Origin of the sequence: Sphingomonas sp. JUb134 (genome assembly GCF_004341505.2) — a bacterium.
In the GTDB taxonomy this organism is placed as follows: domain Bacteria; phylum Pseudomonadota; class Alphaproteobacteria; order Sphingomonadales; family Sphingomonadaceae; genus Sphingomonas.
In genome coordinates, this window is record NZ_SLYP02000001.1 from 1761092 (window position 1) to 1785043 (window position 23952).

Genomic DNA, 23952 nt, shown 5'->3' on the forward strand with positions numbered 1-23952 from the left:
GGGGGGCTGGAGGGACGAGGGGAGGCTGGTCTGTTCGAAGACGCGCGAAAGCTCGGAAATGCGCCGCTGGAGGCCGATCTCTGCATCATCGGAGCGGGCGCCGCTGGCCTAACCTTAGCCTCACCTTTCGCCGGCACGGGGGTGCGCGTGCTGCTGCTGGAGAGCGGTGGCGAGGGGATCGAGCGGGAGGTGGAGCAGCTCAACGGCAATGCAACAGTCAGCGGGCTTCCCTATCCGCTGCAGGCCTCCCGCCTCCGCTACATCGGCGGGACGACCAACCATTGGTCGGGGCACTGCTACCGCTTTCTCGACCGCGACTTCGCGGCGCGGCCGGGCATCCCCAACACCGGCTGGCCCATCGCCCTTGCCGACGTGGCCGGCTATCTGCCGGAGGCGTCGAAGCGGGTGCTGTTCCGGGAGGACACCGTCGATTGGTCGCCGGAAGCCTGGCGTCGGCGCCTGGCGACGCAGGGTTGGCCGCTCGACCCGCAGCTGTTCGAGACCCGGTTGACGTTCGTCGCGCCGATCAATCCCCAGACCGGCAACCGCACCTTTGCCCGCTATGCGCCTCCGGTCGCCAAGGCGCCGAACATCCGCTTCCTCCACCACGCGAACGTGACCGAGCTGGTCGGCTCCGCGGGTGGCACCAGCATCGAGGAGGCGACGGTTCGCACGCTCGCCGGTACCGAGGCGAAGGTGCGCGCCCGCGTGTTCGTTCTGGCCGCGGGCGGGGTGGAGAATGCCCGAGTGCTGCTCGCCTCGCGCCGGCCGTTCGCGGCGGGCCTCGGCAACGCTCACGACCAGGTCGGGCGCTACTTCACGGACCATGTCGTGATCTACCAGGACTTCGCCCGCAATCCGGCCGTGCCGATGGACCGGCTGATGGCGTTCCAGGACTATCCGGGCGATACCCACACCGTCAGCCACTTCCTGCTCACCGACGCAGCGCTCAGGCGGGAGCGGATCGACGACGTCTTTCTGCGGGTGACGCCCGTCTACGAGCAGCCTACCGCCGGCGGTGCCGCTGCCAAGCGGCTCCAGGACGGCATCGCCGCCGGAGACGCCGGCAGCATCCGCGGCGAAGACCTTTCCACCGCGCTCGCCCACCCGCTCGACACCGCGGGCTGGGCGGTCGATCGCGGTTACTGCCGGGCGGAGCCGACCCGCTACCGCGTCGCCGCTCGGCTGGAGCCGCGGCCGATCCCCGAGAGCCGCGTGACCCTCACCGATGCGGTGGACGCGCTGGGCATGCCGATCCTCAATCTCCACTGGGCGCTGGCGGACGAGGGCAAGCGCTCGCTCCACCGCAGCCTGATGCTCTTCGCCGAGGAGACCGGCCGGCGCGGGCTCGGCCGGTTGCGGCTGCGCTACGATCCCGATGCGCCGTGGCCGGACTTCCCCGAACTCGACATCGGCTATCATCACACCGGCACGACCCGCATGAGCCACGATCCGCGCCGGGGGGTGGTCGATCGCGACTGCCGCGTGCACGGCGTCGGCAACCTCTATGCCGCGGGAAGCTCGGTGTTCCCGACCGCGGGCAGCGGATCGCCCACGATGATGCTGACCGCCCTCGCGCTACGGCTTTCCGATCATCTCAGACAGGAGCATTTCGCATGAAGCTCTCGCGCCGCGGCTTCGCCGCCGGGGCCGGTGCGCTGCTGGCCGGCGGCGCAGGCCTGGCGTTGCCGCCGGTCCGCCGCACCTTGTGCGGCTCGCCGGAGCAGCGCTACCGCCAGGACGCGATGGCGAGTGTCGGCCGCGCCTGCGTGCGCTGTGACCCGGCGCTTTCCCGTGATGCCGTGCGTGCCGGCTGGCGGGCACTCGGCACGCCGGACGGCGAGCGCCTGGCGGCGTTGGTGGCGGCAGACTTCGCAGAGGGCCGGACCCGGCAGGTGGATGGCTGGCTGCTCGCCTCGACAGAGGTGCTGGCCTTCGCCGCCGCCTATCACGGGGTCACCGCATGAAGGCGCTGGGCGGGGCCGCGGGGTTGCTGCTGCTGGCGGCACTCTCCGGGTGCCGGGGCGAGAAGCCGCGCGCCGCGCTCCCGCAACCCGCCGCCTTCGCTGCCTGCCAGACCTGCCATCGCACCACGCCGGGCGCCGTTGCGCTCGGTCCAACTCTCGCGGGTCTCGCCGACCGGCGCGCGGGGAGCCTACCCGGCTATGGCTATTCCCCCGCGATGCAGAAGCTGGAGGGCGGCTGGGACGAGCCGCGGCTGACCGCGTTCCTGCTCGACCCGAACGGCGTCGTGCCCGGTACCCGCATGGCCTTCGCGGGGCTCGAGAACCGGAAGCAGGCGGCCGAGGTCGCCCGCTACGCGCTCAGTCTTCCAGGAGAATGAAGTTCCGAGCAGCCACGGCCCGGCATCCGCGAGTCCGGATCAGGGGGCAACAGCGGTTCGCGCGCGGTACTCTGGGCTCCCGCATGCGCGGGAGCAAAAGCAGGAGGAGGGACCCTCTCACCGTCCTTTCGGAGGAAGGTAGGGTCTATGGATCGAAGATGGCCGAGGCACCGGTATGGCGAACTCGGCGTACCCACTGAATGCCCGCAACGGCGCCGACTTTCGCCGGACGCCGTGGTACTCAGAAGCCAGCCCGCTCTCGGCTCCCTAACGGGGAACCAGCCGCGGATCAGCGGTTGACCGGCACCCCGTAGAGGTCGTGCTCGTCGGCATCCTCCACCAGCACGGGGACGATGTCGCCCTGTGCGAGATGGCCGGAGTCGCGCAGGAACACCTCGCCGTCGATGCCCGGCGCATCTGCCTGCGAGCGGCCGGTGGCGCCGCCCTCTTCATCGACGTCGTCGATGATGACCGGGATGGTGCGGCCGACCTTTGCCTGGAGCTTGGCTGCCGAGATCGCAGCGGTCTTCTCCATCAGGCGGGTGTAGCGCTCTTCCTTCACTTCCTCCGGCACCGGGTCCGGAAGCGTGTTGGCGGCCGCACCCTCGACCGGCTCGAAGCGGAATGCGCCGACGCGATCGAGCTGCGCCTCGTCCAGCCAGTCGAGGAGATACTGGAAGTCCTCCTCCGTCTCGCCGGGGAAGCCGACCACGAAGGACGAGCGGATCGCGATGTCGGGGCAGACCGCACGCCAGCCGCGGAGCCGCTCGAGCACCTTGGCGTCGTTGGCCGGGCGCTTCATCGAACGCAGCACCTTGGGGCTGGCGTGCTGGAACGGGATGTCGAGGTAAGGGACGATCAGCCCCTGCGCCATCAGCGGGATGACGTGGTCGACGTGCGGGTAGGGATAGACATAGTGCAGCCGCACCCAGACCGGCTGGTCGGGCGTGCCGAGCTTGCCGAGCTCGCGGGCAAGGTCGGTCATGTGCGGGCGAACTTCGGCGCCCTTCCAAATGCGCGGCTGGTCGCGGATGTCGATGCCGTAGGCGGAGGTGTCTTGGCTGATGACCAGCAGCTCGCGCGTGCCGGCCGCCACCAGCTTCTCCGCCTCGCGCAGGATCGCGTCAGGACGCCGCGAGGCCAGGTCGCCGCGGATCGCCGGGATGATGCAGAAGGAGCAGCGGTGGTTGCAGCCCTCGGAAATCTTCAGATAGCTGTAGTGGCGCGGCGTGAGCTTCAGCCCCGCCTCCGGCACCAGATCGACGAAGGGCGAGGGGATCGGCGGCGCCGCCTCATGCACGGCCTCGACCACCGACTCATACTGGTGCGCGCCGGTGATCGCGAGGACGTTGGGGAAGCGGGCGCGAATCGCCGCGGCCTCGTCGCCCATGCAGCCGGTGACGATGACGCGGCCGTTCTCGGCGATGGCTTCGCCGATCGCCTCGAGGCTCTCCTCCTTGGCGGAATCGAGGAAGCCGCAGGTGTTGACGAGCACGACGTCTGCGCCGGCATAGTCCGGCGACAGCCCGTAGCCGTCGCTACGCAGCTTGGTGAGGATCCGTTCGCTGTCGACGAGGTTCTTCGGACAGCCGAGCGAGACCATCCCCACTTTGGGGGCTTCAGGAAGTCTGGTTGCCATGATCGCCGCGCGACATAGTGATTTCGTGCGAAAAAGATAGGGGCAGGAGGGGTTTGCCGGCGCTTAACCCGCCGGCGCGCGAAACACGAACCAGGCGCCCAACGCGATCAGCGCAAAGCCGATCAGGTGGTTCACCGTGATCTTCTGCCCCAGGTAGAGCACGGAAAAGGCGCAGAAGATCGCCAGCGTGATCACCTCCTGCATCGCCTTGAGCTGCGCGGCCGAATAGACCTGCGCGCCGATGCGGTTCGCGGGCACGGCCAGGCAATATTCGAAGAACGCGATGCCCCAGCTGCCCAGGATGATCAGCAGCATCGGCGCGCTGCGGACCTTCAGATGCCCGTACCAGGCAAAGGTCATGAACAGGTTGGAGCAGACCAGCAGCAGGATCGGCAGCAACCGGGTCGCGACCTCCGGCATCAGGGCAGCGTCGGCCCGGAGGCCGTTTTCCGGTTCGGGACGATCTCCACGATCAGATCTCCCGACTGGAGCGATGCCGCCTCGGCTTCGGCGAAGCTGAAGAAGCGGTCACCGCGATAGACGCGTACGCCAAGCCCGGTCGTGATCCCCGAGAGCGGTTTTCCGATCTCCTCCGGCCGGACGGGGCGCTCCGACAAGGCGACGGGGCCGCCGATCGAGGCGAGATCGTTGATATAGTCCGCCATGTGCGGTCCGCGGCAGGATCCCGCCAGCAGCAATCCGGCAAAGCTGATCGGGTTGATCACGGTCGTGGCGCCCGCTGCCCGCGCCGGCAGTTCGTTGTCCTCTGCCTTGACGATGATGCTGATCGGCACCGTCGGCGCCAGATGGCGCGCGGTGAGCGTGATCAGGATGGAGGTATCGTCCCGCCCGGCCGCCACGATGATCGTCCGGGCGTTTGCGACGCGCACGTCCTGCAAGACCGTGTCGCGCGTTGCATCCGCCTGGAGAACGGTGCAGCCAAATGCCTCGGCCGCGGCGAGGTTGTCCTGATCGCGGTCCACGACGACGATCCGCTGCGGCATCTCGCCCCGAGCGATCAGTTCGGCGACCGCCTCGGAACCGGTCTTGCCGAAGCCCGCGACGATCACATGGTCTTCCAGATTCTTTTGGATGCGCGCCATCAGCCATCGGTCCCAAGTACGTCGAAGCACGAATTGATAGGTGGTGCCGATGAACAGCAGCACCACGAAGACCCGGATCGGAGTGACGATCAACGCGTCGAACAGGCGGGCGCGCTCGGACACCGGCGCGATATCCCCATAGCCCGTCGTCGTGATGGAGATCATCGTGAAGTAGATGACGTCGAGGAAGCTGACCTCGCCGTCGTAATTGTCCCGCAGCCCGGTGCGGTCGAACCAGTGGACGCTGATGGCGAGCGCGAGCAGCGAGAGAACCGCCACCACCCGCCAGGCGATCTGGGCCCAGACCGGCGTCTGGGACGCTCGCCTGAGCGTTCGGTGGGAGGGTTCGCGCCGGTTCACCGCGCGGGCAGCTTCGACAGCGGATCGACGGGCGCGCGGCCCTGGCGGATCTCAAAGTGCAATTGCGGTCGGGCGGCATAGCCGGTCTCTCCCGAAACCGCGATCTGCTGTCCGCGTTTGACCGACTGCCCCCGCTGCACGAGCAACTCCTTCGCATGCCCATAGACGCTGGTGTAGCGGTCACCGTGCCGGAGGATGACGACGCCGCCAAGGCCCGGAACGCCGCTGCCCGCATAAGCGACGACGCCGTCCGCCGCCGCGAGCACGGGCGTGCCGAGCGGCACCGCGATCTTAATGCCGTCGTTGCGTTCCCCGCTTTCGCCCGCGCCGAACCGCTTCGAGACGGTGCCGCTGGCGGGCCATTGGAACTGGCCGGCCAGGCGCGCGGGCGGGGCCACCGCTGCACTGGGGGGCAGCACGCGGGCGGGCGAAGCGGTGGCTCGGGCGGGCTTGTCCTCCGGCTCGATCGCCGGTTCGCCGCCGGTCAGGATGTCGTCGATGTCGAGGCGGAAGGCAGCGGCCCGTTCGGCGACGCTCATGCCGGCAGTCGCCGCGGCGCCAGGGATGAGGATCCGCTGTCCGGTGCGGAGGATATAGGGATCCTCCAGCCCGTTGGCGGAGACGATCTTCGACCAGGGCACGCCATAGGCGCGGGCAATGGCGATGCCGGTCTGCCCCTCGCGCACCAGATGGTAGCGACCACCCGGAATGGTGAGCTTCTGCCCCGGATAGATGGTGAAGGGCGGGGCGAGACCGTTGGCACGCGCGATCGCTTCTGATCCCGCGCCTGTCTTGTTCGCGATCGCGCGCAGCGTCTCTCCGCGAGTTACGGTGTGGACGTCCTGCGCGACGGTCCGGGCGTCCGCCACGACGCGGTTGACCTCCCACGCGGGCGGCGCGGTCGGCGGCGCAGTGACGCCCTCCGCCTGCGGCTGCGCGCTGCCCGTCCGGTCGTCCGGCGGCCCCGCCACCGTTCTCGACGGGATCTGCTGCGGCCGGCCGCCGGGAATGCAGGCACTCAGCAGCCCCAGTGCCAGCAAGGGCAGAGCGCGGCAGCAAGCGCGTTGGCCGATCATGCGTTCCCCCTCGATCCCTTGCCTGGCCGGCAAACCGGTTTTCAGCGCGTCGGCGCGAGCGTCTCCAGTCCGCCCAGATAGGGCTGCAGCACGTCCGGCACGCCGACGCTGCCGTCGCCGCGCTGGTAATTCTCCAGCACTGCCACGAGCGTGCGCCCCACGGCCAGGCCGGAGCCGTTGAGCGTGTGGACGAAGCGAGTCGCCTTTTCACCCTCGGGCCGGAAGCGCGCGTTCATCCGGCGCGCCTGGAAATCGGTGCAGGTGGAGCAGCTCGAGATTTCCCGATAACGATCCTGGCCCGGCAGCCACACCTCCAGGTCGTAGGTGCGCCCTGCCGAGAAGCCCATGTCGCCCGTGCACAGCTTCATGCGGCGGAACGGCAGGCCCAGGCGGGTGAGAATGTCCTCGGCCGCGGCGGTCATGCGCTCATGCTCCGCCTCCGACTGCTCGGGCGTCGTGATGGAGACCATCTCCGCCTTTTCGAACTGGTGCTGGCGGATGAAGCCGCGCGTGTCGCGACCGGCCGCACCCGCTTCGGAGCGGAAGCAGGCCGTCAGCGCGGTGAAGCGCAGCGGCAGCTCCGTCTCGCTCAGGATCTTGCCGGCGACGATGTTGGTGAGGCTGACCTCGGCGGTCGGGATCAGCCAGCGCCCGTCGGTAGTCCGGAACAGGTCCTCGGCGAACTTGGGCAGCTGCCCGGTTCCGAACAACGCCTCGTCCCGAACCAACAGCGGCGGCACGACCTGTTCGAAGCCGTGCGCATCGGAAAGCGTGTCGAGCATGAACTGGCCGAGCGCACGGTGCAGCCGTGCGGCGCCGCCGCGAACCAGCGTGAAGCGTGCCCCGGACAGCGCCGCGCCGGTTTCGAAGTCGAGGCCGATCGCGGGGCCGATCGCGTCGTGCTCCCGGACGGCGAAGTCGAAGCTCCGGGGCTGGCCGCGCTCGTGCACCAGGGCGTTGTCGTCTTCGTCGGCACCTTCCGGCACGTCGGCGAGGGGAAGGTTGGGGATGGACGCTAACCGCGCGGTGAGGTCCTCGCCGACCGTGCGCTCCTCTGCTTCCAGGGCGGGCAGCCGTTCCTTGAGGATCGCCACCTCGGCCATCAGGGCAGCGGCGGTCTCCTCGTCCCGCTTTGCCTTCGCAGCGCCGATCGCCTTGGACGCTTCGTTGCGACGGGCCTGTCCTTGCTGCAGCTCGGTCACCAGCGCGCGACGGCGCTCATCCAGGGCGACGAGCTCGGCCGATACCGGCGCCAGGCCCCGGCGGGCTAGCGCTGCGTCGAAGGCTGCGGGATCGTCGCGGATCAAACGGATGTCGTGCATGGCCGCGGCTATGGCCGGGCGTTCCGCGCCGTGCAAGCCGCAAGACCAACCGGGGAAACCTGTACGGCGAACGATGCGTTGGGCTGGCAACTGGAACGAGAGGAGACCCTTCCATGCAGATCCCCCACGACGCCTTCGTGCTTGTCGCCGACGGCCGCAAGATGCTGTTCCTGCGCAACGAGGGTGACGCGGTGCAGCCGAACCTGCAGGTCGAGGCCAAGGAAATCCATCCGAACCCGAAGGACAGCGACCAGAAGCGGGATGCGTCCGGAACCGCGTCTTCCACCCAGTCCGGCCCCGGCGCCCCGTCCGTGGCCCGCAACGGCTCGATGCATGCCCAGGGTGGCGGCGCGCAGTTTGCGCCTTCGCGCGGCACCTTCGAGGAAACCGACTTCCACCAGCTGGAGGAGGATCGATTTGCCGCAGAGACCGCAGAGATGCTGCGCAAGCGCGCGCTCAGCAACGAGTTCGACAAGCTGATCATCGTTGCGCCGCCCAAGACGCTCGGCGAACTGCGCAAGCATTACCACAAGGAAGTCAGCACCCGCCTGATCGGGGAACTGGACAAGGACCTGACCGGGCATCCGGTGGATCAGATCGAGCGCCTCCTGCTCGACGCCTGACGCGCACGAGCCCCGAAAGAGGAAGGGCCGCGCGAGGCGATCGCGCGGCCTTTTCTATGCGGAGGTTTCGGCCTGCGACTTGCGGGCGAAGCGGCGGCGGCCGACCAGCGCCGCGGCGGCGCCGCCGAACAGCAGCAGCATCGGCGGTGCGGGCACCGGAGCGGGCGGTCCCGGAGGTCCTGGAGGACCGGGCGGATGGCCATGCGAGCTGCCGGAACTGGTCGACGTCGAACTGGACGTCGAGGAGGAACTCGAGGTCGAGGACGAGGTGGACGTCGAGGATCCGCCGCTGCTGGTGGAGGTCGACGATCCGCCGGTGGAGGTCGACGTCGAGGACCCGCCCGTCGAGGTCGAGGAGCCTCCGGTCGACGTCGAGGTGGACGAGCCACCGGTGGAGGTCGACGAGCCCCCCGTAGACGTGGACGAGCCGCCAGTCGAAGTGGAGGATCCCCCCGTTGAGGTTGAGGATCCTCCACTCGACGTCGAGCCCCCGCTCGAACTGGAACTCGTGGTCGAGGAGATGACGATGCCGCTCGACCCGCCGGTGCCCCCGACGAAGCCACCGCCCCCAAAGAAGCCGCCGCCGCCGTAGAAGCCACCACCACCGGTGCCGCCGACGACCACAGGACCGCTGCTCCCGCCGCTCGGCGCGATCGGCACCTCGCCGCTCGAACCCACATAGACGGGGGGCGGGACCGACGGTTCCGGCGCCCCGGCGACCGTCACCACGGGCGGCGGACAGGCGGCAGTTGCGACTACCGGGTTGCGAAGCAGCCGCTTGGTGGGGCGGGGAGTCTCCTGGCGCGCGACTCGCTTCTTCGGGACGATGCGTTTGGTGATGCCGTAGCTGGTCGGATTCTCGGCCACGTGCACGGCGCCGCCTCCGACCAATGCGCCCCCACAGGCGCATGCACAGAGTTTCGCCAAGGCCATACGAACCGACATAGTGCCACTCTTCATCTTTGGCAGGAGTCGCAGCCGTCGGATGACGGCGGCGCTACGCTCGCACGCACCGGGTCCGGCGCACCGTGTGGAGCGAGAGACCATTAACGCATCTATAACCATATAGTGGCGTGCGTTTACAGCCTTCTTGGCGCCGCCGGGGCGCTTGTGTCGTTATGGTACGGACGCGGAAGTGTTCGCAGGTCGGAACATCTGCAAGCTTCCAAGTCATGATCGGCGGTATCCAGAATTTCCCCGAAGTCGATCGGGATAAAAGCTAGTGTTCCTGCGGCTTTGTGGCGCTTGTGATGGCTTGTGCTTGTCAGTATAGGCGCGCCAGGCACAGGCGGTTCCCCCGCCAGTACGTTCGGGCGGGAGACCGGGGTGGAGAGTGGGGATGGCAAGTGTATTTGATTTGACCGGGCAATCTGACACACCGCCCGTTGCGGCCAATGACCAGGTCGCCGATGGCTATCGTCCAAGTTCGGACGAGCCGTTCATGAACCTGCGGCAGCAGGCATATTTTCGACAGAAGCTGCTCGCGTGGAAGGAAGCGATCCACCGCGAGGCACAGGGCACGCTTTCCCAGTTGCAGGTGGACTCGCTTCGCGAAGCGGACCTGACGGACCGTGCATCGAGCGAAACCGACTGGTCGATCGAACTGCGCACCCGCGATCGCCAGCGCAAGCTGATCGCAAAGATCGACGCGGCCCTTCGCCGCATCGAAGATGGCGAATATGGCTATTGCGAAGTGACGGGAGAGCCGATCTCGTTGGGCCGGCTGGAAGCGCGGCCGATCGCCACCATGACCGTCGAGGCGCAGGAGCGACACGAGCGGCAGGAGAAGATCTCTCGCGAGGAGTAGGCCTCACATCGCCGCACCGTTAACTTTTGGGTAAGGAGTTGCTGGTTGAGGTCTGCCGAAGCACGCGTTCGGAGTAGATAGGATCAGCGAGGATATTTCCCCCGACGGCCAGCACAAGCGCGCCCAGGATCGCGACAGCCTCCTGCTCACTGCCACGCTGCGGCGGGTGGGGCGCGGCGATCCGGTGCCGGTGCGGATCAGAAACCTTTCGGCAGGCGGCCTGATGGCAGAGCACGGGCCGGTGCTGCCCGTAGGAGCCGAAGTGGAGATCGATCTGCGAGGCGTGGGCCTGGTGCGCGGGACGGTGGCTTGGTCCACCGAAGGGCGCATCGGTGTCGCCTTTGTCGAAGAGATCGACCCGAAGGCTGCACGCAAGCCGGTCACCGTTCGCAAGCCAGAAGCACAACCGCTCAAGCGTCCGCTTTGATCCTGCAGCTTTGGTGAGGTCCCCGCGCTCTGCACGCGCTTTGCGGGCGCAGGGGCATGCGGGGGTCGTGGGGCGCGGATCTTTCGACCCGCGCCCGAAGGCATCACTGCGCCGTCATCTCTTGCTTGATCTGCAACTTGCGCTTCTTGAGCGTGGCGAGCGTCTCCTGATCCGGGGACGGGCGTCGCGACTCGGCCATGATCTGGCTGTCGAGCAGTGCGTGCTTCGCCTCAAGCGCGGCGAGATGGCCAGTCTGCATGGATGCAATCCTCTGCTGTTGGGGTTGGGGGAGGAGCATTAGAACACGCGATTCTCCGCTTGTCTCCGCACTAGCCGTGCGCTTTCGACGCGCCGTGCGGAAAGTGCAGACGGAGCGTTGCACCCTTCCTCGACACAGGCAATGGTTAGCGGATGCACGATCCCGAGATCACGACCCAGCTGGAGCACCTGCGCGTGGAGCATCGCGACCTGGATGATGCGATCGCCGCGTTGGTGGTGCAGGCAAGTCCCAACCAGTTGCAGATCGCCCGGCTCAAGCGGCGCAAGCTGCGCCTGCGCGACGAGATTGCGGCCCTGGAAGACCAGCTGATCCCCGACATCATCGCCTGACCCGTGCGCGTTTCAGAACGGGACCGCATCCTTGTTCTTGATCATATCGCACTGCAACCAGCTGTGGCATCTCCACGGGCCATGGATCGCTTCGCTCCGCCTCCTGCGCTGCATCACCGGCTGATCGGCCCGCTCCACGTCGAGGCGATGCTGCTCGCTGACGAAGCGCGGGCCTATTTCGACCTGGCCGGCAAGCGCGACCGCGGCCGATTGGATCCGATCGCGCGGGTCGCCTTCTCCTGCGAATCGCTGAAGCTGACGACGCGGCTGATGCACGTGACCTCCTGGCTGTTGACCCAGCGGGCTCGGGAGACCGGAGAAGTGGAGGCACGACCCGTTCTCACGAGCAGCCGCGCAATCGGGATCGCGCCGGAGACTGCCGAGGATGTGCTCGCGCTGCTTCCGGAGCCGGCCCGTGTGCTGATCGAGGCCAGCATCGACCTTTACCGGCGGGTGGAGCGGCTGGATGCCGCTCAAGGAGCGGATGCTGCAAGCCCCGCGCGCGTCATGCTCGACAGGCTCTCCGCCAGCTTCTGATCGGGGCCCCGGGCTACAGCAGCCCGGCAACTTGCCCCAGCAGCACGCAGTTCAGCGTGATGACTGCGGCACAAATCGCCCACGCCGCGATCTTCATGACCGGCCCGTTGACGAAGCTGCCCATGCGCCGGCGGTCGCTCGTGATCTGCACCAGCGGATAGACGGCAAACGGAAGCTGGAGGCTGAGCACCACCTGGCTCGCCAGCAGCAGCTGTGCCGTGCCGCTCGCACCATACCAGGTCGCAACCACGGCCGCCGGCACGATCGCGATCAGCCGGGTGATCATGCGCCGCATCCAAACCGGCATCCGCAGATCCAGGAAGCCTTCCATGACGATCTGGCCGGCGAGCGTGCCCGTCAGCGTGGAATTCTGCCCGGACGCGAGCAGGGCGATGCCGAACAGGATGCTTGCCACGCTCGCGCCCAGCATGGGCGTCAACAGGGCGTACGCGTCCTGAATCTCGGCAACATCGGTTCGCCCGGCGGTATGGAACGTCGCGGCGGCGAGCACCAGGATCGAGCCATTGATGAAAAGCGCCAGCATGAGCGCGACGGAACTGTCGATGGTGGCGAGCTTCACCGCCTCCTTGCGCCCCTCCAGCGAGCGATCGAAGCGCCGGGTCTGCACGATCGAGGAGTGCAGGTAGAGATTGTGCGGCATCACCGTCGCGCCGAGGATGCCGATCGCAACATAGAGCATGGCCGGGTTGGTGACGATCTCCGGCTTGGGGATCAGCCCGGCGGCGATGCCGGCAAGGCTCGGCTGCGCCAGGAACAGCTCGACCGCAAAGCACCCGGCGATGATGATCAGCAACGCGACGATGAACGCCTCGAGCTTGCGGAAGCCATATTGCTGAAGAAGCAGGATCAGCATGACGTCGACCGCCGTCAGGCAGACGCCGAGCGCAAGCGGAATGCCGAACAGGAGCTGGAGCGCGATCGCGGTGCCGATCACCTCGGCGAGATCGCAGGCGATGATCGCCAGTTCGCAGAGCACCCAGAGCATCCAGCGGACGGGCGTGGAATACTGCTCGCGGCATGCCTGCGCCAGGTCGAGCTCGGTCACGATGCCGAGCTTTGCCGACAGCGCCTGCAGCACCATCGCCATGATGTTGGAGATCAGGATGACCGACAGCAGCGTGTAGCCAAAGGCCGATCCGCCCGCCAGGTCGGTCGCCCAGTTGCCCGGGTCCATATAGCCGACGGCAACGAGGTAGCCTGGGCCCGCGAAGGCGCCCAGTTTTCGCCAGAAGCTGCCGGCGCCTGCAGGCACGCTGATGCTGCGGTTGGCGCCGGGGAGGCTGGGTGCCCGGGGTGCGGCGGCACCCCCGGCGAGCGGTGAAGAACTCGCCGGGGGTGGGGTCATTCTGCCATTCTTCCTCGGTATTCGGTGTTTCTCGCGGGCCTCAGAGCGCCGCGCTGGACTTGAGCAGGCCGTTCACACCCTTCGGGAAAAAGCCGCCGCTGGTTGCGACCTTGTTGCCGAGATAGACGATGTTGAGAACCTGCGTTGGGGTACGCGCGAACGCGATCCCCGTTCCGTCAGAAGGCACGATGTTCGACGCATTGTTCACCAGCCGGACGCCTTGGTCCGTGTCGCTGCCGGCGCCGTCGAGCGCGTCGCGCGCATTGGAGATCTTGTCGGTGGCGTCCAGCAGCGACGCCATGTTGACCCCCTTGCGGTAGAGGACGGTACGGACGAGCCCCGCGTGATAGGCTTCCGACGCCTGGATGCCGGCCGTCGCGTCGATGTAGCTGGTGGTGCTCAGATACTGAATGGCGCCGCGATAGGCGGTGACGCCCACGTCCTCGAACAGGAACGCCGCGAGCAGGAAGTTCTCGTCGTTCGCATACGGATCGAACGTCTGCCCCTGCTGGATCAGGCCTGCGGCGACCGCGGCGCTTGCAAAGGCGCTGGTGGCGGACGTGCCGAGGTCGATCGCCGGCTGCGCGATCACCGGAGTGCCGATCGTGCGGCGGAGGAAGGCGACGTGCGCCTGCTCGTCCGCTGCGATCTCGCGCGCATAGCGCGCCACCAGCGGATCGGTGAAGTTCACCTGGCGTCCACCCGTCGCCTCGCCCGCGGTGCCGGCGCCCGACAGAAGGTTCGACGGCAGGCCCGCACCGGTCGCGGCGAAGGCATAGAACTGCGCCTCGAGATATTCGAGGTTCAGCGCGAAGTTGAGCACGTCCGCTTCGGTGGCCGTGGGCGTCGGCGTCGGCGTTGCGGTTGCCGATCCGGTCGGCGTGGGCGTCGGGGTGGCCGCAGTGGTCACCGTACCCGCGTCGTCGTCATCGTTGCCGCCGCACGCCGACAGCACCGCGGCACCGGCCGCGGCGATGCCGAAGCCGCCTGCATAGCGGAAGAATTCACGGCGCTCGGCGCGACGCTTGTCGCTGGCTTCGAGCACCTGCTGGAGGGGTTCCTGCTGATCCATGGTAAGCTTCCTGCCTGTCGGTGCGTCAGTTGGCGTCGCTGGTCTTGACGGCGCCGTTCACCCCGTTGGGGAAGAAGCCGCCCTTGTCTGCCGCCGCCGCGCTCAAGAAGAGGACGTTCAGCGTCTGCTTGAACGAACGACCCAGCACCAGGCCGTCGTCGTTAGTCGGCACGATGTTGCTCGCGTCGCCACGGTTGCTGATCCCCTGGTCCAGGTCGCTGCTGCCGTCATAGCCGTCGCGCGCGTTGGACAGACCGTCGGCGCGCGTGATCAAATCGGGATTGGTCGAGCCCTTGGTATAGAGCGTCGTGCGGACCATGGCGGCGTGATACGCCTCGGTCGACATGATGCCGCTCGCCACCTGAAGCAGGGTGCTGCTCTTGATGAGGGTTGCCGCACCGCGATAGGCGCTGACCCCCAGATCCTCGAACAGGAATGCCGCGAGAAGGAAGTTCTCGTCGCTGGCATAAGGATTGAAGGTCTCGCCGGTGCCGATAATGCCGGCCGCACGGGCAACCACCGAGAAGGCACTGGTGGCGCTGACGCTCAGGTCGATGGCAGGTTGGGCGACCGCCGAGGTGCCCAGCGCGCTGCGCATGAACTCGACATGGGCGAGCTGGTCCTGCGCGATCTCCCGCGCCATCTGGCCGACCACGTCATCGCTGAAAGTGACTTTCGCGCCACCCGTCACGCTGCCCTGCGTACCCGTACCGGTGAGAAGGGTGCTGGCGATCCCGCTGCCGGTGGTCGCCAGGGCATAGAATTGCGCCTGGAGATACTCGATCTGGAGCAGGAAGTTCAGGATGTCGGCATCGCTGATCCCGCTCGTCGCAGAGGTCGTGGGGGTGGGCGTCGGGGTCGGCGTGGGGCTCGACGAGCCGCCGTCGTCATCGTCGTCGCCGCCACAGGCGCTGACCAGCGCCGCACCTGCCGCCGCGACGGTGAAGCCGCCCGCATAGCGCAGGAAATCACGCCGGTCGGCGCGGCGCCGCTCCTGCGTGTCCAGAACCTCGTCCAGCCCCGTGTCGTCGCTCATCAACGCCTCCCAATGAACACGTCGGTCCGCCGTTCTGCGGTGTTGCCGCGCTCAGCTCCCGACGGCACGCCCGCCCATGCCGATCCGGCAAGGGCGGTCCGTGTCCGAACCGCTGCTGTTACCGGCGATTGCGTCGATTACCAACTGTCTTTCGGCAGCATGCCAAACGCGAGCCACTACAGGCTGGGTCGCCTCGACGAGCGGTGTCATGAATGAAGGGGGGGCAGGATAGGTCCCGCTATCCAACACGCACACCTATCCTGCCGTCAGATCGTCATGTTTCTGAGGAGGAAGGTGGTGGACGCACTTGGGCTCGAACCAAGGACCCGCTGATTAAGAGTCAGCTGCTCTACCAACTGAGCTATGCGTCCGTCGCCTTTGGCGAGGGCGGTGGGCTAGGCCCGCCGCGTTGGAGGCGGCCAACTAGCAACGTCCCCCGAGCCTGCCAACCCCAAAAATGCAGTGCGGCGAAGTTTTTTCACCAGCGCTGCTGATCGCGGTTGCTCCGGTCGATCGACATCAGAATGCCGAGCGACAGCAGCACCGTCATCTGGGCCGATCCGCCATAGCTGACGAGCGGCAGGGGAATGCCCACCACGGGTGCGAGGCCCATCACCATCATGAGGTTGATCGCCACATAGAAGAAGATGGTGGTGGCGAGTCCGGCCGCGGCAAGGCGGGCGAAGCGGGTGTTCGAGCGCACGCCCACGTTCACGCCCCAGCGGATGACCAGCAAGAACGCCAGGATCAGCAGCACGCCGCCGATCAGGCCCCATTCCTCGGCCATCGTGGCGAAGACGAAGTCGGTGTGACCTTCGGGGAGGTAGTCGAGGTGGCTCTGGGTGCCTTGAAGGAAGCCCTTGCCGAAGATGCCGCCGGAGCCGATCGCGATCTTGGACTGGCTGATGTGATAGCCGGCACCCAGCGGGTCGCTTTCCGGATCCAGGAAGATCAACACCCGGTTGCGCTGATAGTCGTGCAGCAGGAAGTTGAACGCCACGGGCACGATCACGACGAACGCCAGCGCGCCACCGATGAACAGCCGCAGCGGCAAGCCTGCCAGGAACATGACGGTCAGGCCGCCCGCGGTGATCATCAGCGCGGTGCCGAGATCGGGCTGCAGCATCACCAGCGCGGCGGGGACGCCGATCAGCGCGAGCGCAGGCCAGATCGCGCCGAAGCGCCGGATCTCGGAAGGCGGCAGGAGGTCGTAGAAGCGCGCCAGGGCCAGGACGATGGCAGGCTTCATCAGTTCGGAAGGCTGAAGCCGGATAATGCCGATGTCGAGCCATCGCTGGCTCCCGCCGCGCACCGCCCCCAGCAGTTCCACCAGCAGGAGCAGGACGACGATCACCGCATAGGCGGGAAGCGCGCCTTGCTGCCACACCGAGAGGCGGACGCGCGAGATCACTACCGCTGCGGCGACGAAGACCAGGAAGCGGATGCCCTGGCGGAGCGCCCACGGATTGATGCTGCCGCCGGCGGCGGAGAACAGCACCACCAGCCCGAATCCGCCGATCGCCAGCACCAGCACGAGCATCCGCCACGGCAGCTGGGCGAGCGCCGACGGAACAAGGCCGAGGCCGACGCCGGAGTTCTTGATGCGCTTCATTCGGGCCGCTTCACTCCGGACTACGGCTGGTGTTGGACTGGGCGACGTCGCCTTCGGGCACGGCCTGGTTGGCGATCGCCGCATCGACGGCGTTGCCGACCGCCTCCGGCGTGTCGACCGTTGCGGGGGCGGGCGCTACCTGCGCAGCGGCGTTGGCTGCCTGGAAGGCGGCTGCTTCCGCCCGCATGCGTGTGGCGATGTCGCCGCCCCAGGTTGGCTCGAACTCCGCCAGCGATTTCATCGCCCGCTCCTTGTCATAGAGATAGGTGAAGATGTCGCGCGCGATGATCGGGGTGTCCAGGTTCCGGATCAGGTGGGCGTTGTGCTCCAGCACGATACCCGCCGCGTAGCGCGGGTTGTCCGCCGACGAGAAGCAGATGAACAGCGCGTGGTCGCGCAGCTTGAAGGGCAACTGGGCGTTGCTGAGCACACCGGAGCGGCGCTCTGCCATGGTGATGCGGCGGACCTGGGCGCTGCCCGTCTTGCCGGCGATGGTGACACCCGGCACCTGCATCCGTGCCGCGCCGCCGGTACCACCGTCGTTGACCACGGCGAACATCGAATCCCGCACGATCGCCATCTGCTCGGGCGTTGCCGAGAGCAGCGGTGCGGTAGGAGCGCGGCCGTTCAGCAGCAGCCGAGGCTGAAGCGCGCGACCCGAGGCGAGCCTGGACGCCATCACCGCCAGCTGGAGCGGGTTGGCGAGCACGTACCCCTGACCGATCGACGCATTGAGCGAATCGGCCACGGTCCAGGGCTTGCCATATTTTTTCAGTTTCCACGCCGAATCCGGCATGGTCCCGTAGCGCTGGGAGGAAAACGGCAGGTCGAAGGTCTGGCCGAGCCCGAGCGAGCGGGCGACCTTTGCGAACATGTCGTAGCCGAACCGGCGTGCCATCTCGTAGAAGTAGATGTCGCAGCTCTGCGCCACCGCGCGGCGCATGTTGGTGGGGCCATGGCCGCCGCGCTTGTGGCAGTGGAAGACGCCGGTACCGACGCGCATCGCGCCTGAACAAAACACTGTCTCCTGCGGGTGCACGCCCGCCTGCAGCAGGGCCAGCGCGTTCATCGGCTTGACCGTCGAGCCGGGGGGATACAGCCCCTGGAGCACCTTGTTCATCAAGGGGATGTGGTCGTCTTCCGAAAGCATCTTCCATTCGAGCCGGCCGATGCCGTCGGAGAAGCTGTTCGGATCATAGGCGGGCATCGACACCATCGCCAGGATGTCCCCGGTCAGGCAGTCGATGACGACCGCGGCGCCGGAATTGGTGCCCAGGCGGCGGGCCGCATATTCCTGCAGCCCCGCGTCGATCGTCAGGCGGACGGTCTGGCCGGGGCGGTCCGGACGGGTGGCGAGTTCGCGCACCGGCTCGCCGCGGGCGGTGACCTCCACCCGCTTTTCTCCCGGCACCCCGCGGAGCCGAACTTCCAGCGTCTTTTCAAGGCCATCCTTGCCAAGCTTGAAGCCCGGTGTGATGAGCAGGCGGTCCTTGGTCTCCTGATACTGCTCGGCCGACGCGGCTCCCACATAGCCCGTCAGATGGGCAACGGCCGCTCCCATGGGGTAGTTGCGCGAGAAGCCGCGTGCCGGGACGACCCCTGGAAGGTCGGGCAGGCGAACGCTGAGCGCGGCATAGCGCTCCCAAGGCAGGTTCTCGGCGACCTGAACCGGCTGCAGCCCGCGGCTGCGCTTCAGGTCAGTCTCGATCCGCTCCATGTCTTCGGCGGGCAGCGCGAGCAGATCCCGCAGCACCCCCAGAACGCGGGCAGGATTCTCCAGCCGGTCCGGGATGATATCGACGCGGAAATCGGTGCGGTTGTTGGCGATCGGCGCGCCGTTGCGGTCGACGATCCAGCCACGGCGCGGCGGCACCAGCGTCATGTTGACGCGGTTGCTTTCCGCCATCAGTTCGTAATGTTCGTTCTCGGCGACGGCGAGCCACGCCATCCGCCCGGCGAGCAGCAAGCCCATGCCGCCCTGCATCGCCCCCAGCGCAAAGGCGCGACGGGAGAAGGTGAAGGCCTGGGTCGCCTCGGTAACCACCCGCGACGGGCGGCTCACCTGCCGGCGCTCCGGCGATACTGCCAGGCGCAGAGGCGGGTGATCGCAGGAAAGAGCAGCCCGGAAAGAGCCGTCTGGATGAGCAAGGGGCCGTCCACATAGGCCGAAAGCATGCCGGCGAAGACCCGGCCAAGCGCCAGGCAAAGCGCCACAGCCGCGGTTGCGATCAGCCAGTCCTGCCAGAAGTCCCGCTGGACGAGGCGGGTGTCCAGCACGTCGAGGGCGATGAGGCACAGCGACCAGAGCAGCATCGCGCTGCCGAGCGGCTGGCCGCTCACGAGGTCGTCGAACAAGCCCAGCGGTGCGGCCGCCCAGGCCGGCAAGGCATTCGATCGAAACAGCCGCCACGCGAGCAGGGCCAGCAGCCCGAACGGGGGCAGGAACGGGATGGTCGCGATGATCGGCACGATGGTGATCAGCGATCCGATCAGCACCATCACCACGGCTGGACGCCAATGGCGATAGGGCGGTTCGGGCACCGAAAGCTCGATCGGCACGGGCGTGCTCACGGAGCCGCGTCCGGGGCGGGAGCGGGGGGCGACGACGCGCTCGAAGCCGGGAAGGCGGGGGGCGGCGGCAACGGCGGCAAGAAAGTCTGCAGCACCAGCGCATAATCCGCGCGGTCGGGCTGGGCGAAGACCCGCGAGGTCGCGGTGTCGCGCGCATTCTGGAGCACGCGGGCAACCGGGATCCCGGGCGGATAGATGCCGCCGATCCCCGACGTCACGAAGATGTCCCCCGCGAGGAACGGCGCGTTCGCGATGTTCGCGGACCGCACGTCCACGAACCCGTCGCCACGGCCGCTGGCAATCGCGGGCAGCCCGTCGCGAGTACGGCGAACGGGAATGACGCTGTCCGGGTCGGTCAGCAGAACCACGCGTGCGGTATTGGCGCTGGTCTCGACCACACGGCCCAGCAACCCTTCCGGTCCACGAACCGGTTGACCGGAGCGCACGCCTTGGCTGTAGCCGGCGGCAAGCACGGCATAGCGCCGCGTGCTCGACGCGCTCGAACTCACGAGCCGGGCCGTGGCCACGGCCTGGATCGGCAGTTCCCGCACCTCGAGAAGCCGCCGCAGCCGCGCATTCTCCCGCGCCAGGAGGCGTGCGCGCTGCACCAGGGCCTCGTCCTGCTTCAGCGTGGCGCGCAGCCGACGGTTCTCACTCGCCGTCCGGAAATGCTCCGAGACGGCCGCCGGACCGCTCGCGAGGAAGTCGCGGACGTGGCGCAGCCCCAGCGAAACGGGTGCCGTCCCTTCGCGCACGACGCCGCGCGCGGCTGCGAACGCTGCGGGGTGGAACGTCGACAGCAGCAGCAGGGCAGCCGCGATCAGCGCCCCTGCCGCCGCCGCGACATAGCCCAGGAACAATCCATATTGCGCCCGGCGCGAAAAGCCCGGACGCCGGTCGCGTTGCGGCGCCATGGCCGGCAACCCCCCATCAGACGGCGAGCAGAACGCCCCGGTAGATCTCGTCCTCGAGCGCACGGCCGGTGCCCAGCGCCACGCAGGTCAGCGGATCTTCCGCAACCGAAACGGGCAGGCCGGTCTCGTCGCGCAGCACCTCGTCCAGCCCATGCAGCAAGGCGCCGCCGCCGGTGAGCACGATGCCCTGGTCGACGATGTCGGCGGCCAGCTCGGGCGCGGTGTTCTCCAACGCGATGCGAACGCCCTCAACGATGGTGTTGACCGGCTCCGCCAGCGCCTCGGCGATCTGGCCCTGGTTGATCTGGATTTCCTTGGGCACGCCGTTCACGAGGTCACGACCCTTGATGTGGATCACCTTGCCGATGCCGTCCACGGGCGGCTTGGCGGTGCCGACTTCCTGCTTGATGCGCTCGGCCGTGGCCTCGCCGATCAGCAGGTTGTGGTTGCGGCGGACGTAGCTGACGATCGCCTCGTCCATCTTGTCGCCGCCGACGCGCACCGAGGTGGAATAGGCGAGGCCGCGCAGCGAGAGCACCGCGACTTCGGTGGTGCCGCCGCCGATGTCGACGACCATCGAGCCGATCGGCTCGGTGACGGGCATGTCGGCGCCGATCGCGGCCGCCATCGGCTCCTCGATCAGGAACACCTGGCTCGCGCCGGCATTGGAGGCAGCGTCGCGGATCGCGCGGCGCTCGACCGAGGTCGAGCCCGACGGCACGCAGATCACGATCTGCGGCCAGCGCACGAAGCGGCGCTTGCCGTGCACCTTCTCGATGAAGTGCTTGATCATCTGCTCGGCGACATCGATGTCGGCGATCACGCCGTCGCGAAGCGGGCGAATCGCCTCAATCGAGCCCGGCGTCTTGCCCATCATCAGCTTGGCGTCGTCGCCGACCGCCTTCACCTTCTTGACGCCGTTGAGCGTTTCCACGGCTACCACCGACGGCTCGTTCAGCACGACACCGCGACCGCGCAGATAGACCACCGTGTTCGCGGTGCCGAGGTCGATCGCCATGTCGTGCGACATGAATTTGAAGAAGCGGGAGAAGAGCGCCATCAGTTGTTCCGTCTATCGCCGCGTCGCCCCCGTCGCGGCAGTTCGCACCTGTTCCGGACCCCATCGACTGGATCTCTCCGGCCGATTTACGTGGCGGATGCGGGTCGCGGGATGGCGCCGCTTGGGCTAGAGCGGCACCCATGTCAATACGACGCCTGCCCGAGCATCTCGTCAACCGCATCGCCGCCGGTGAAGTGGTGGAACGCCCCGCCAGCGCGCTGAAAGAACTGGTCGAAAATGCGATGGACGCCGGCGCTGCGCGGATCGCCGTCCGCATCGCGGGCGGAGGCATCGACCTGATCGAAGTGACCGACGACGGATGCGGCATGTCGCCCAGCGACATGGCCCTGGCGCTGGAGCGGCACGCGACCTCCAAACTGCCCGACGAGCGCATCGAGGCGGTGGAAACGCTGGGCTTCCGCGGCGAGGCGCTGCCCTCGATCGCGAGCGTCGCTAGGCTGACGATGGAAAGCCGTCCGCGCGGCAGCGTCGGCTGGATGCGGACGGTCGACAACGGCCGGGTCGAGGCGGAAGGACCGGCGGCGATCCCGCCGGGTACCCGCATCCGCGTGGAGGGGCTGTTCGCGCGGGTGCCCGCCCGTCGCAAGTTCCTGCGCACGCCGCGTGCCGAGTTCGGCGCCTGCCTGGACGCGGTGCGCCGGCTGGCGATGGCGCGGCCGGACATCGCCTTCTCGCTGGAGCATGACGGCAGGCGCGCCCTGTCGGTTCAGGGCGGCGAGACTCAGCCCGAACGGGTGGCCGGGCTGGTCGACCGGGCGCTCGCCGAGAACAGCGTCGCGATCGACTATGTGCGCGAGGGAATGCGGCTGGGTGGCGTCGCGGGGCTGCCGACCTTCAACCGCGGCATCGCCGACCACCAATATCTGTTCGTCAACGGCCGGCCCGTAAAGGACCGGCTGCTCGCCGGCGCCGTTCGCGGCGCCTATGGCGAGATGCTGGCGCGGGACCGCCATGCGGTGGTGGCGCTGTTCCTGGACGTGCCGCCCGACCAGATCGACGTCAACGTCCACCCGGCCAAGACCGAGGTCCGCTTCCGCGACCCGGCGCTCGCACGCGGGCTGATCGTGGGCGGCTTGCGGCGCTCCCTGGACGCTGCCGGGCACCGCGTGGTCCAGCGCCCGCAGGCAGATGCGCTCGCGGCGTGGCAGCAGGAGCCGCTCGCGCCGGCGATGCCCGAGGGGGCATTGTTCGCAGCCGCGGCGGCGGCGGCGGCAGGGCAGGGGACGACGCCCTATGTACCGGTGCCGAGCTTTCACGAGCCGCGCACCAGCTTCTTCACGCCGCCTCCGCTCCAGGCGCGGGCCGAGGTTGCGGAGGCGCCGGTACCCGCAACCGTGTCGCATCCGCTGGGGGTCGCCCGCGGGCAGGTGGCCAAGACCTACATCGTCGCGGAGGCGGAGGATGGATTGGTGCTGGTCGACCAGCATGCCGCGCACGAGCGGCTCGTGCTTGAACGCATGCGTCGCGCACTCGCGCAAGGCGGCGTTGCCGCCCAGGCGTTGTTGCTGCCGGAGGTGGTCGAACTCGACGAGCCTGCCTGTGACCGGCTGGAGGAGCGCAGCGCCGAACTCGCCGAATTCGGGCTGGAACTGGAGCGTTTCGGTCCGCGCGCCATGCTGGTCCGCGCGACCCCGGCGATGCTGGGGAAGAGCGACATTGCCGGGCTCGTCACCGACCTCGCCGACGAACTGGCCGCGCACGACACGGCGTTCAGCCTGAAGGAACGGATCGACCATGTCGCCGCCACCATGGCCTGCCACGGATCGGTACGGGCCGGGCGGGTGCTCTCGGTCGCCGAGATGAACGCGCTGCTCCGCGAAATGGAGGTGACGCCGCATTCCGGCCAGTGCAACCATGGTCGGCCGACGTGGGTGAAGCTGTCCATGACGGACGTGGAGAAGCTGTTCGGGAGGAAGTAGCCCCGGAAGGGCGGTTCAGAAGTGGCGATCGCAGAACTTCTTCTGCTCGGCAGGGTGGAGGCTATTCCATTGGCGCACGATGAAGTCGGCCGCTGCGAAGCATTGTCGGTAGAAGTCTCGTCCGTTCTCTTCCGCCGTTCTCGCGGAGGCGAGGCAGAGACGCGCCGTCTCCTCGCCCGAGAAGATCGCCGAGACATAGGGACCGGGCACGCCCCTGCTTGGGAGGGCGACCAACAGGTCCGATTTGAAGCGCTCGACGCCGGTCGCATCTTTTGCCCACGATGGCACGGCGGCGACCTGCTTGGGTGCCGGGCGTTGCGCGGTCGGTTGCGCTACGGGAGGCGTAGGTGCTGGCTGCCGCTCTTGGGTCGCTCTGTCGGTCCAGGCTCTCAATGCGAGGGCGCCGAGGATCGGAAGGAACGACAATCCGTAGGTCGGGATGGCGAGCAGAAGCGCGACGAATAGCAACATCCACACGGTTGACGGCCCCCTGTCGGCGAGCAGCCCTCCGTCGATGCACCCCCATGTGCCGGA

Annotated in this window: 25 protein-coding genes and 1 tRNA gene; 10 read left to right on the top strand and 16 right to left on the bottom strand. The window is 67.9% G+C overall.

Annotated elements, in window-relative coordinates; genetic code table 11:
• The first annotated feature begins 141 nt into the window (after nucleotides 1–141).
• The 3 genes from EDF69_RS08410 to EDF69_RS08420 are packed head-to-tail and all read left to right on the top strand — an operon-like array spanning nucleotide 142 to nucleotide 2344.
• Nucleotides 142–1620, top strand: coding sequence for a GMC oxidoreductase (locus EDF69_RS08410; protein WP_132882796.1), 1479 nt, complete (start codon nucleotides 142–144; stop codon nucleotides 1618–1620).
• A complete protein-coding gene (locus EDF69_RS08415; protein ID WP_132882797.1) occupies nucleotides 1617–1967 on the top strand; it encodes a hypothetical protein in 351 nt (116 codons plus the stop codon). The genes EDF69_RS08410 and EDF69_RS08415 overlap by 4 nt, the downstream gene beginning before the upstream one ends.
• Nucleotides 1964–2344, top strand: coding sequence for a c-type cytochrome (locus EDF69_RS08420; protein ID WP_132882798.1), 381 nt, complete (start codon nucleotides 1964–1966; stop codon nucleotides 2342–2344). Before EDF69_RS08415 ends, EDF69_RS08420 begins: the two co-directional genes overlap by 4 nt.
• A 289-nt stretch (nucleotides 2345–2633) precedes the next feature.
• Here EDF69_RS08420 and rimO read toward each other — a convergent pair whose 3' ends face one another.
• From rimO to serS, 5 genes are all read right to left on the bottom strand, one after another.
• Complete coding sequence (gene rimO, locus EDF69_RS08425; protein WP_132882799.1) at nucleotides 2634–3983, bottom strand: 30S ribosomal protein S12 methylthiotransferase RimO; 1350 nt, start codon at nucleotides 3981–3983, stop codon at nucleotides 2634–2636.
• 63 nt (nucleotides 3984–4046) lie between these two features.
• Nucleotides 4047–4403: a DMT family protein gene (locus tag EDF69_RS08430; protein ID WP_132882800.1), complete on the bottom strand. Its 357-nt coding sequence runs from the start codon at nucleotides 4401–4403 to the stop codon at nucleotides 4047–4049.
• Nucleotides 4403–5446, bottom strand: a complete 1044-nt coding sequence (locus EDF69_RS08435) for an NAD-binding protein (protein ID WP_132882801.1) — start codon at nucleotides 5444–5446, stop codon at nucleotides 4403–4405. Before EDF69_RS08435 ends, EDF69_RS08430 begins: the two co-directional genes overlap by 1 nt.
• Nucleotides 5443–6522, bottom strand: coding sequence for a peptidoglycan DD-metalloendopeptidase family protein (locus tag EDF69_RS08440; RefSeq protein WP_132882802.1), 1080 nt, complete (start codon nucleotides 6520–6522; stop codon nucleotides 5443–5445). The genes EDF69_RS08435 and EDF69_RS08440 overlap by 4 nt, the downstream gene beginning before the upstream one ends.
• A 41-nt stretch (nucleotides 6523–6563) precedes the next feature.
• Nucleotides 6564–7844, bottom strand: coding sequence for a serine--tRNA ligase (gene serS, locus EDF69_RS08445; protein ID WP_132882803.1), 1281 nt, complete (start codon nucleotides 7842–7844; stop codon nucleotides 6564–6566).
• Nucleotides 7845–7957: 113 nt separating this feature from the next.
• On the opposite strand from serS, the gene EDF69_RS08450 reads away from it, so the two are divergent.
• From EDF69_RS08450 to EDF69_RS08465, 4 genes are all read left to right on the top strand, one after another.
• Entirely contained in the window at nucleotides 7958–8467 is a 510-nt protein-coding gene (locus EDF69_RS08450) for a host attachment family protein (RefSeq protein WP_125960507.1), read from the top strand.
• 79 nt (nucleotides 8468–8546) lie between these two features.
• On the top strand, nucleotides 8547–9059 hold the full coding sequence (locus EDF69_RS08455) for a hypothetical protein (protein WP_204991342.1): 513 nt from the start codon (nucleotides 8547–8549) through the stop codon (nucleotides 9057–9059).
• A 747-nt stretch (nucleotides 9060–9806) separates the two neighbouring features.
• A complete protein-coding gene (dksA, locus tag EDF69_RS08460; protein WP_125960506.1) occupies nucleotides 9807–10274 on the top strand; it encodes an RNA polymerase-binding protein DksA in 468 nt (155 codons plus the stop codon).
• Nucleotides 10275–10368: 94 nt separating this feature from the next.
• Complete coding sequence (locus EDF69_RS08465) at nucleotides 10369–10701, top strand: PilZ domain-containing protein (RefSeq protein ID WP_272695560.1); 333 nt, start codon at nucleotides 10369–10371, stop codon at nucleotides 10699–10701.
• Between the two features lie 103 nt (nucleotides 10702–10804).
• Here EDF69_RS08465 and EDF69_RS08470 read toward each other — a convergent pair whose 3' ends face one another.
• A complete protein-coding gene (locus tag EDF69_RS08470) occupies nucleotides 10805–10960 on the bottom strand; it encodes a YdcH family protein (RefSeq protein ID WP_132882804.1) in 156 nt (51 codons plus the stop codon).
• Between the two features lie 152 nt (nucleotides 10961–11112).
• On the opposite strand from EDF69_RS08470, the gene EDF69_RS08475 reads away from it, so the two are divergent.
• Nucleotides 11113–11310, top strand: a complete 198-nt coding sequence (locus EDF69_RS08475) for a YdcH family protein (RefSeq protein WP_132882805.1) — start codon at nucleotides 11113–11115, stop codon at nucleotides 11308–11310.
• Between the two features lie 81 nt (nucleotides 11311–11391).
• Nucleotides 11392–11847, top strand: coding sequence for a DUF1465 family protein (locus EDF69_RS08480; RefSeq protein ID WP_132882806.1), 456 nt, complete (start codon nucleotides 11392–11394; stop codon nucleotides 11845–11847).
• Between the two features lie 13 nt (nucleotides 11848–11860).
• On the opposite strand, the gene EDF69_RS08485 is transcribed toward EDF69_RS08480, so the two are convergent.
• The 9 genes from EDF69_RS08485 to EDF69_RS08525 all read right to left on the bottom strand — a co-directional run bounded on the left by EDF69_RS08485 (nucleotide 11861) and on the right by EDF69_RS08525 (nucleotide 21478).
• Nucleotides 11861–13213 (bottom strand): Nramp family divalent metal transporter, encoded by a 1353-nt coding sequence (locus EDF69_RS08485; RefSeq protein ID WP_132882807.1) that lies wholly within the window; start codon nucleotides 13211–13213, stop codon nucleotides 11861–11863.
• Between the two features lie 40 nt (nucleotides 13214–13253).
• Nucleotides 13254–14285, bottom strand: coding sequence for a ferritin-like domain-containing protein (locus EDF69_RS08490; protein WP_125960500.1), 1032 nt, complete (start codon nucleotides 14283–14285; stop codon nucleotides 13254–13256).
• A 25-nt stretch (nucleotides 14286–14310) separates the two neighbouring features.
• Nucleotides 14311–15321 carry a ferritin-like domain-containing protein gene (locus tag EDF69_RS08495; protein ID WP_132882808.1) on the bottom strand — a complete coding sequence of 337 codons (1011 nt, stop codon included), beginning with the start codon at nucleotides 15319–15321 and terminating at the stop codon, nucleotides 14311–14313.
• Nucleotides 15322–15616: 295 nt separating this feature from the next.
• Nucleotides 15617–15692 (bottom strand) — tRNA-Lys (locus tag EDF69_RS08500).
• A gap of 107 nt (nucleotides 15693–15799) precedes the next feature.
• On the bottom strand, nucleotides 15800–16933 hold the full coding sequence (rodA, locus tag EDF69_RS08505; protein ID WP_132882809.1) for a rod shape-determining protein RodA: 1134 nt from the start codon (nucleotides 16931–16933) through the stop codon (nucleotides 15800–15802).
• 10 nt (nucleotides 16934–16943) lie between these two features.
• On the bottom strand, nucleotides 16944–18995 hold the full coding sequence (gene mrdA / locus EDF69_RS08510) for a penicillin-binding protein 2 (protein ID WP_132882810.1): 2052 nt from the start codon (nucleotides 18993–18995) through the stop codon (nucleotides 16944–16946).
• Nucleotides 18992–19504, bottom strand: coding sequence for a rod shape-determining protein MreD (gene mreD / locus EDF69_RS08515; protein WP_339538071.1), 513 nt, complete (start codon nucleotides 19502–19504; stop codon nucleotides 18992–18994). Before mreD ends, mrdA begins: the two co-directional genes overlap by 4 nt.
• Complete coding sequence (gene mreC / locus EDF69_RS08520) at nucleotides 19501–20364, bottom strand: rod shape-determining protein MreC (RefSeq protein ID WP_339538073.1); 864 nt, start codon at nucleotides 20362–20364, stop codon at nucleotides 19501–19503. The genes mreD and mreC overlap by 4 nt, the downstream gene beginning before the upstream one ends.
• A 70-nt stretch (nucleotides 20365–20434) precedes the next feature.
• Entirely contained in the window at nucleotides 20435–21478 is a 1044-nt protein-coding gene (locus EDF69_RS08525) for a rod shape-determining protein (protein ID WP_125960494.1), read from the bottom strand.
• Nucleotides 21479–21618: 140 nt separating this feature from the next.
• On the opposite strand from EDF69_RS08525, the gene mutL reads away from it, so the two are divergent.
• Complete coding sequence (mutL, locus tag EDF69_RS08530) at nucleotides 21619–23418, top strand: DNA mismatch repair endonuclease MutL (RefSeq protein ID WP_132882812.1); 1800 nt, start codon at nucleotides 21619–21621, stop codon at nucleotides 23416–23418.
• A gap of 15 nt (nucleotides 23419–23433) precedes the next feature.
• Here mutL and EDF69_RS08535 read toward each other — a convergent pair whose 3' ends face one another.
• Nucleotides 23434–23628, bottom strand: a complete 195-nt coding sequence (locus EDF69_RS08535) for a hypothetical protein (protein WP_132882813.1) — start codon at nucleotides 23626–23628, stop codon at nucleotides 23434–23436.
• Between the last annotated feature and the right edge of the window lie 324 nt (nucleotides 23629–23952).

Coding starts and splice junctions, on each gene's coding strand:
- EDF69_RS08495 (WP_132882808.1), bottom strand. CDS start 15,321: ATGAGCGACGACACGGGGCTGGACGAGGTTCTGGACACGCAGGAGCGG.
- EDF69_RS08440 (WP_132882802.1), bottom strand. CDS start 6,522: ATGATCGGCCAACGCGCTTGCTGCCGCGCTCTGCCCTTGCTGGCACTG.
- EDF69_RS08420 (WP_132882798.1), top strand. CDS start 1,964: ATGAAGGCGCTGGGCGGGGCCGCGGGGTTGCTGCTGCTGGCGGCACTC.
- EDF69_RS08470 (WP_132882804.1), bottom strand. CDS start 10,960: ATGCAGACTGGCCATCTCGCCGCGCTTGAGGCGAAGCACGCACTGCTC.
- rodA (WP_132882809.1), bottom strand. CDS start 16,933: ATGAAGCGCATCAAGAACTCCGGCGTCGGCCTCGGCCTTGTTCCGTCG.
- EDF69_RS08480 (WP_132882806.1), top strand. CDS start 11,392: ATGGATCGCTTCGCTCCGCCTCCTGCGCTGCATCACCGGCTGATCGGC.
- EDF69_RS08430 (WP_132882800.1), bottom strand. CDS start 4,403: ATGCCGGAGGTCGCGACCCGGTTGCTGCCGATCCTGCTGCTGGTCTGC.
- EDF69_RS08415 (WP_132882797.1), top strand. CDS start 1,617: ATGAAGCTCTCGCGCCGCGGCTTCGCCGCCGGGGCCGGTGCGCTGCTG.
- dksA (WP_125960506.1), top strand. CDS start 9,807: ATGGCAAGTGTATTTGATTTGACCGGGCAATCTGACACACCGCCCGTT.
- EDF69_RS08525 (WP_125960494.1), bottom strand. CDS start 21,478: ATGGCGCTCTTCTCCCGCTTCTTCAAATTCATGTCGCACGACATGGCG.
- EDF69_RS08485 (WP_132882807.1), bottom strand. CDS start 13,213: ATGACCCCACCCCCGGCGAGTTCTTCACCGCTCGCCGGGGGTGCCGCC.
- EDF69_RS08450 (WP_125960507.1), top strand. CDS start 7,958: ATGCAGATCCCCCACGACGCCTTCGTGCTTGTCGCCGACGGCCGCAAG.
- serS (WP_132882803.1), bottom strand. CDS start 7,844: ATGCACGACATCCGTTTGATCCGCGACGATCCCGCAGCCTTCGACGCA.
- rimO (WP_132882799.1), bottom strand. CDS start 3,983: ATGGCAACCAGACTTCCTGAAGCCCCCAAAGTGGGGATGGTCTCGCTC.
- mutL (WP_132882812.1), top strand. CDS start 21,619: ATGTCAATACGACGCCTGCCCGAGCATCTCGTCAACCGCATCGCCGCC.
- EDF69_RS08490 (WP_125960500.1), bottom strand. CDS start 14,285: ATGGATCAGCAGGAACCCCTCCAGCAGGTGCTCGAAGCCAGCGACAAG.
- EDF69_RS08475 (WP_132882805.1), top strand. CDS start 11,113: ATGCACGATCCCGAGATCACGACCCAGCTGGAGCACCTGCGCGTGGAG.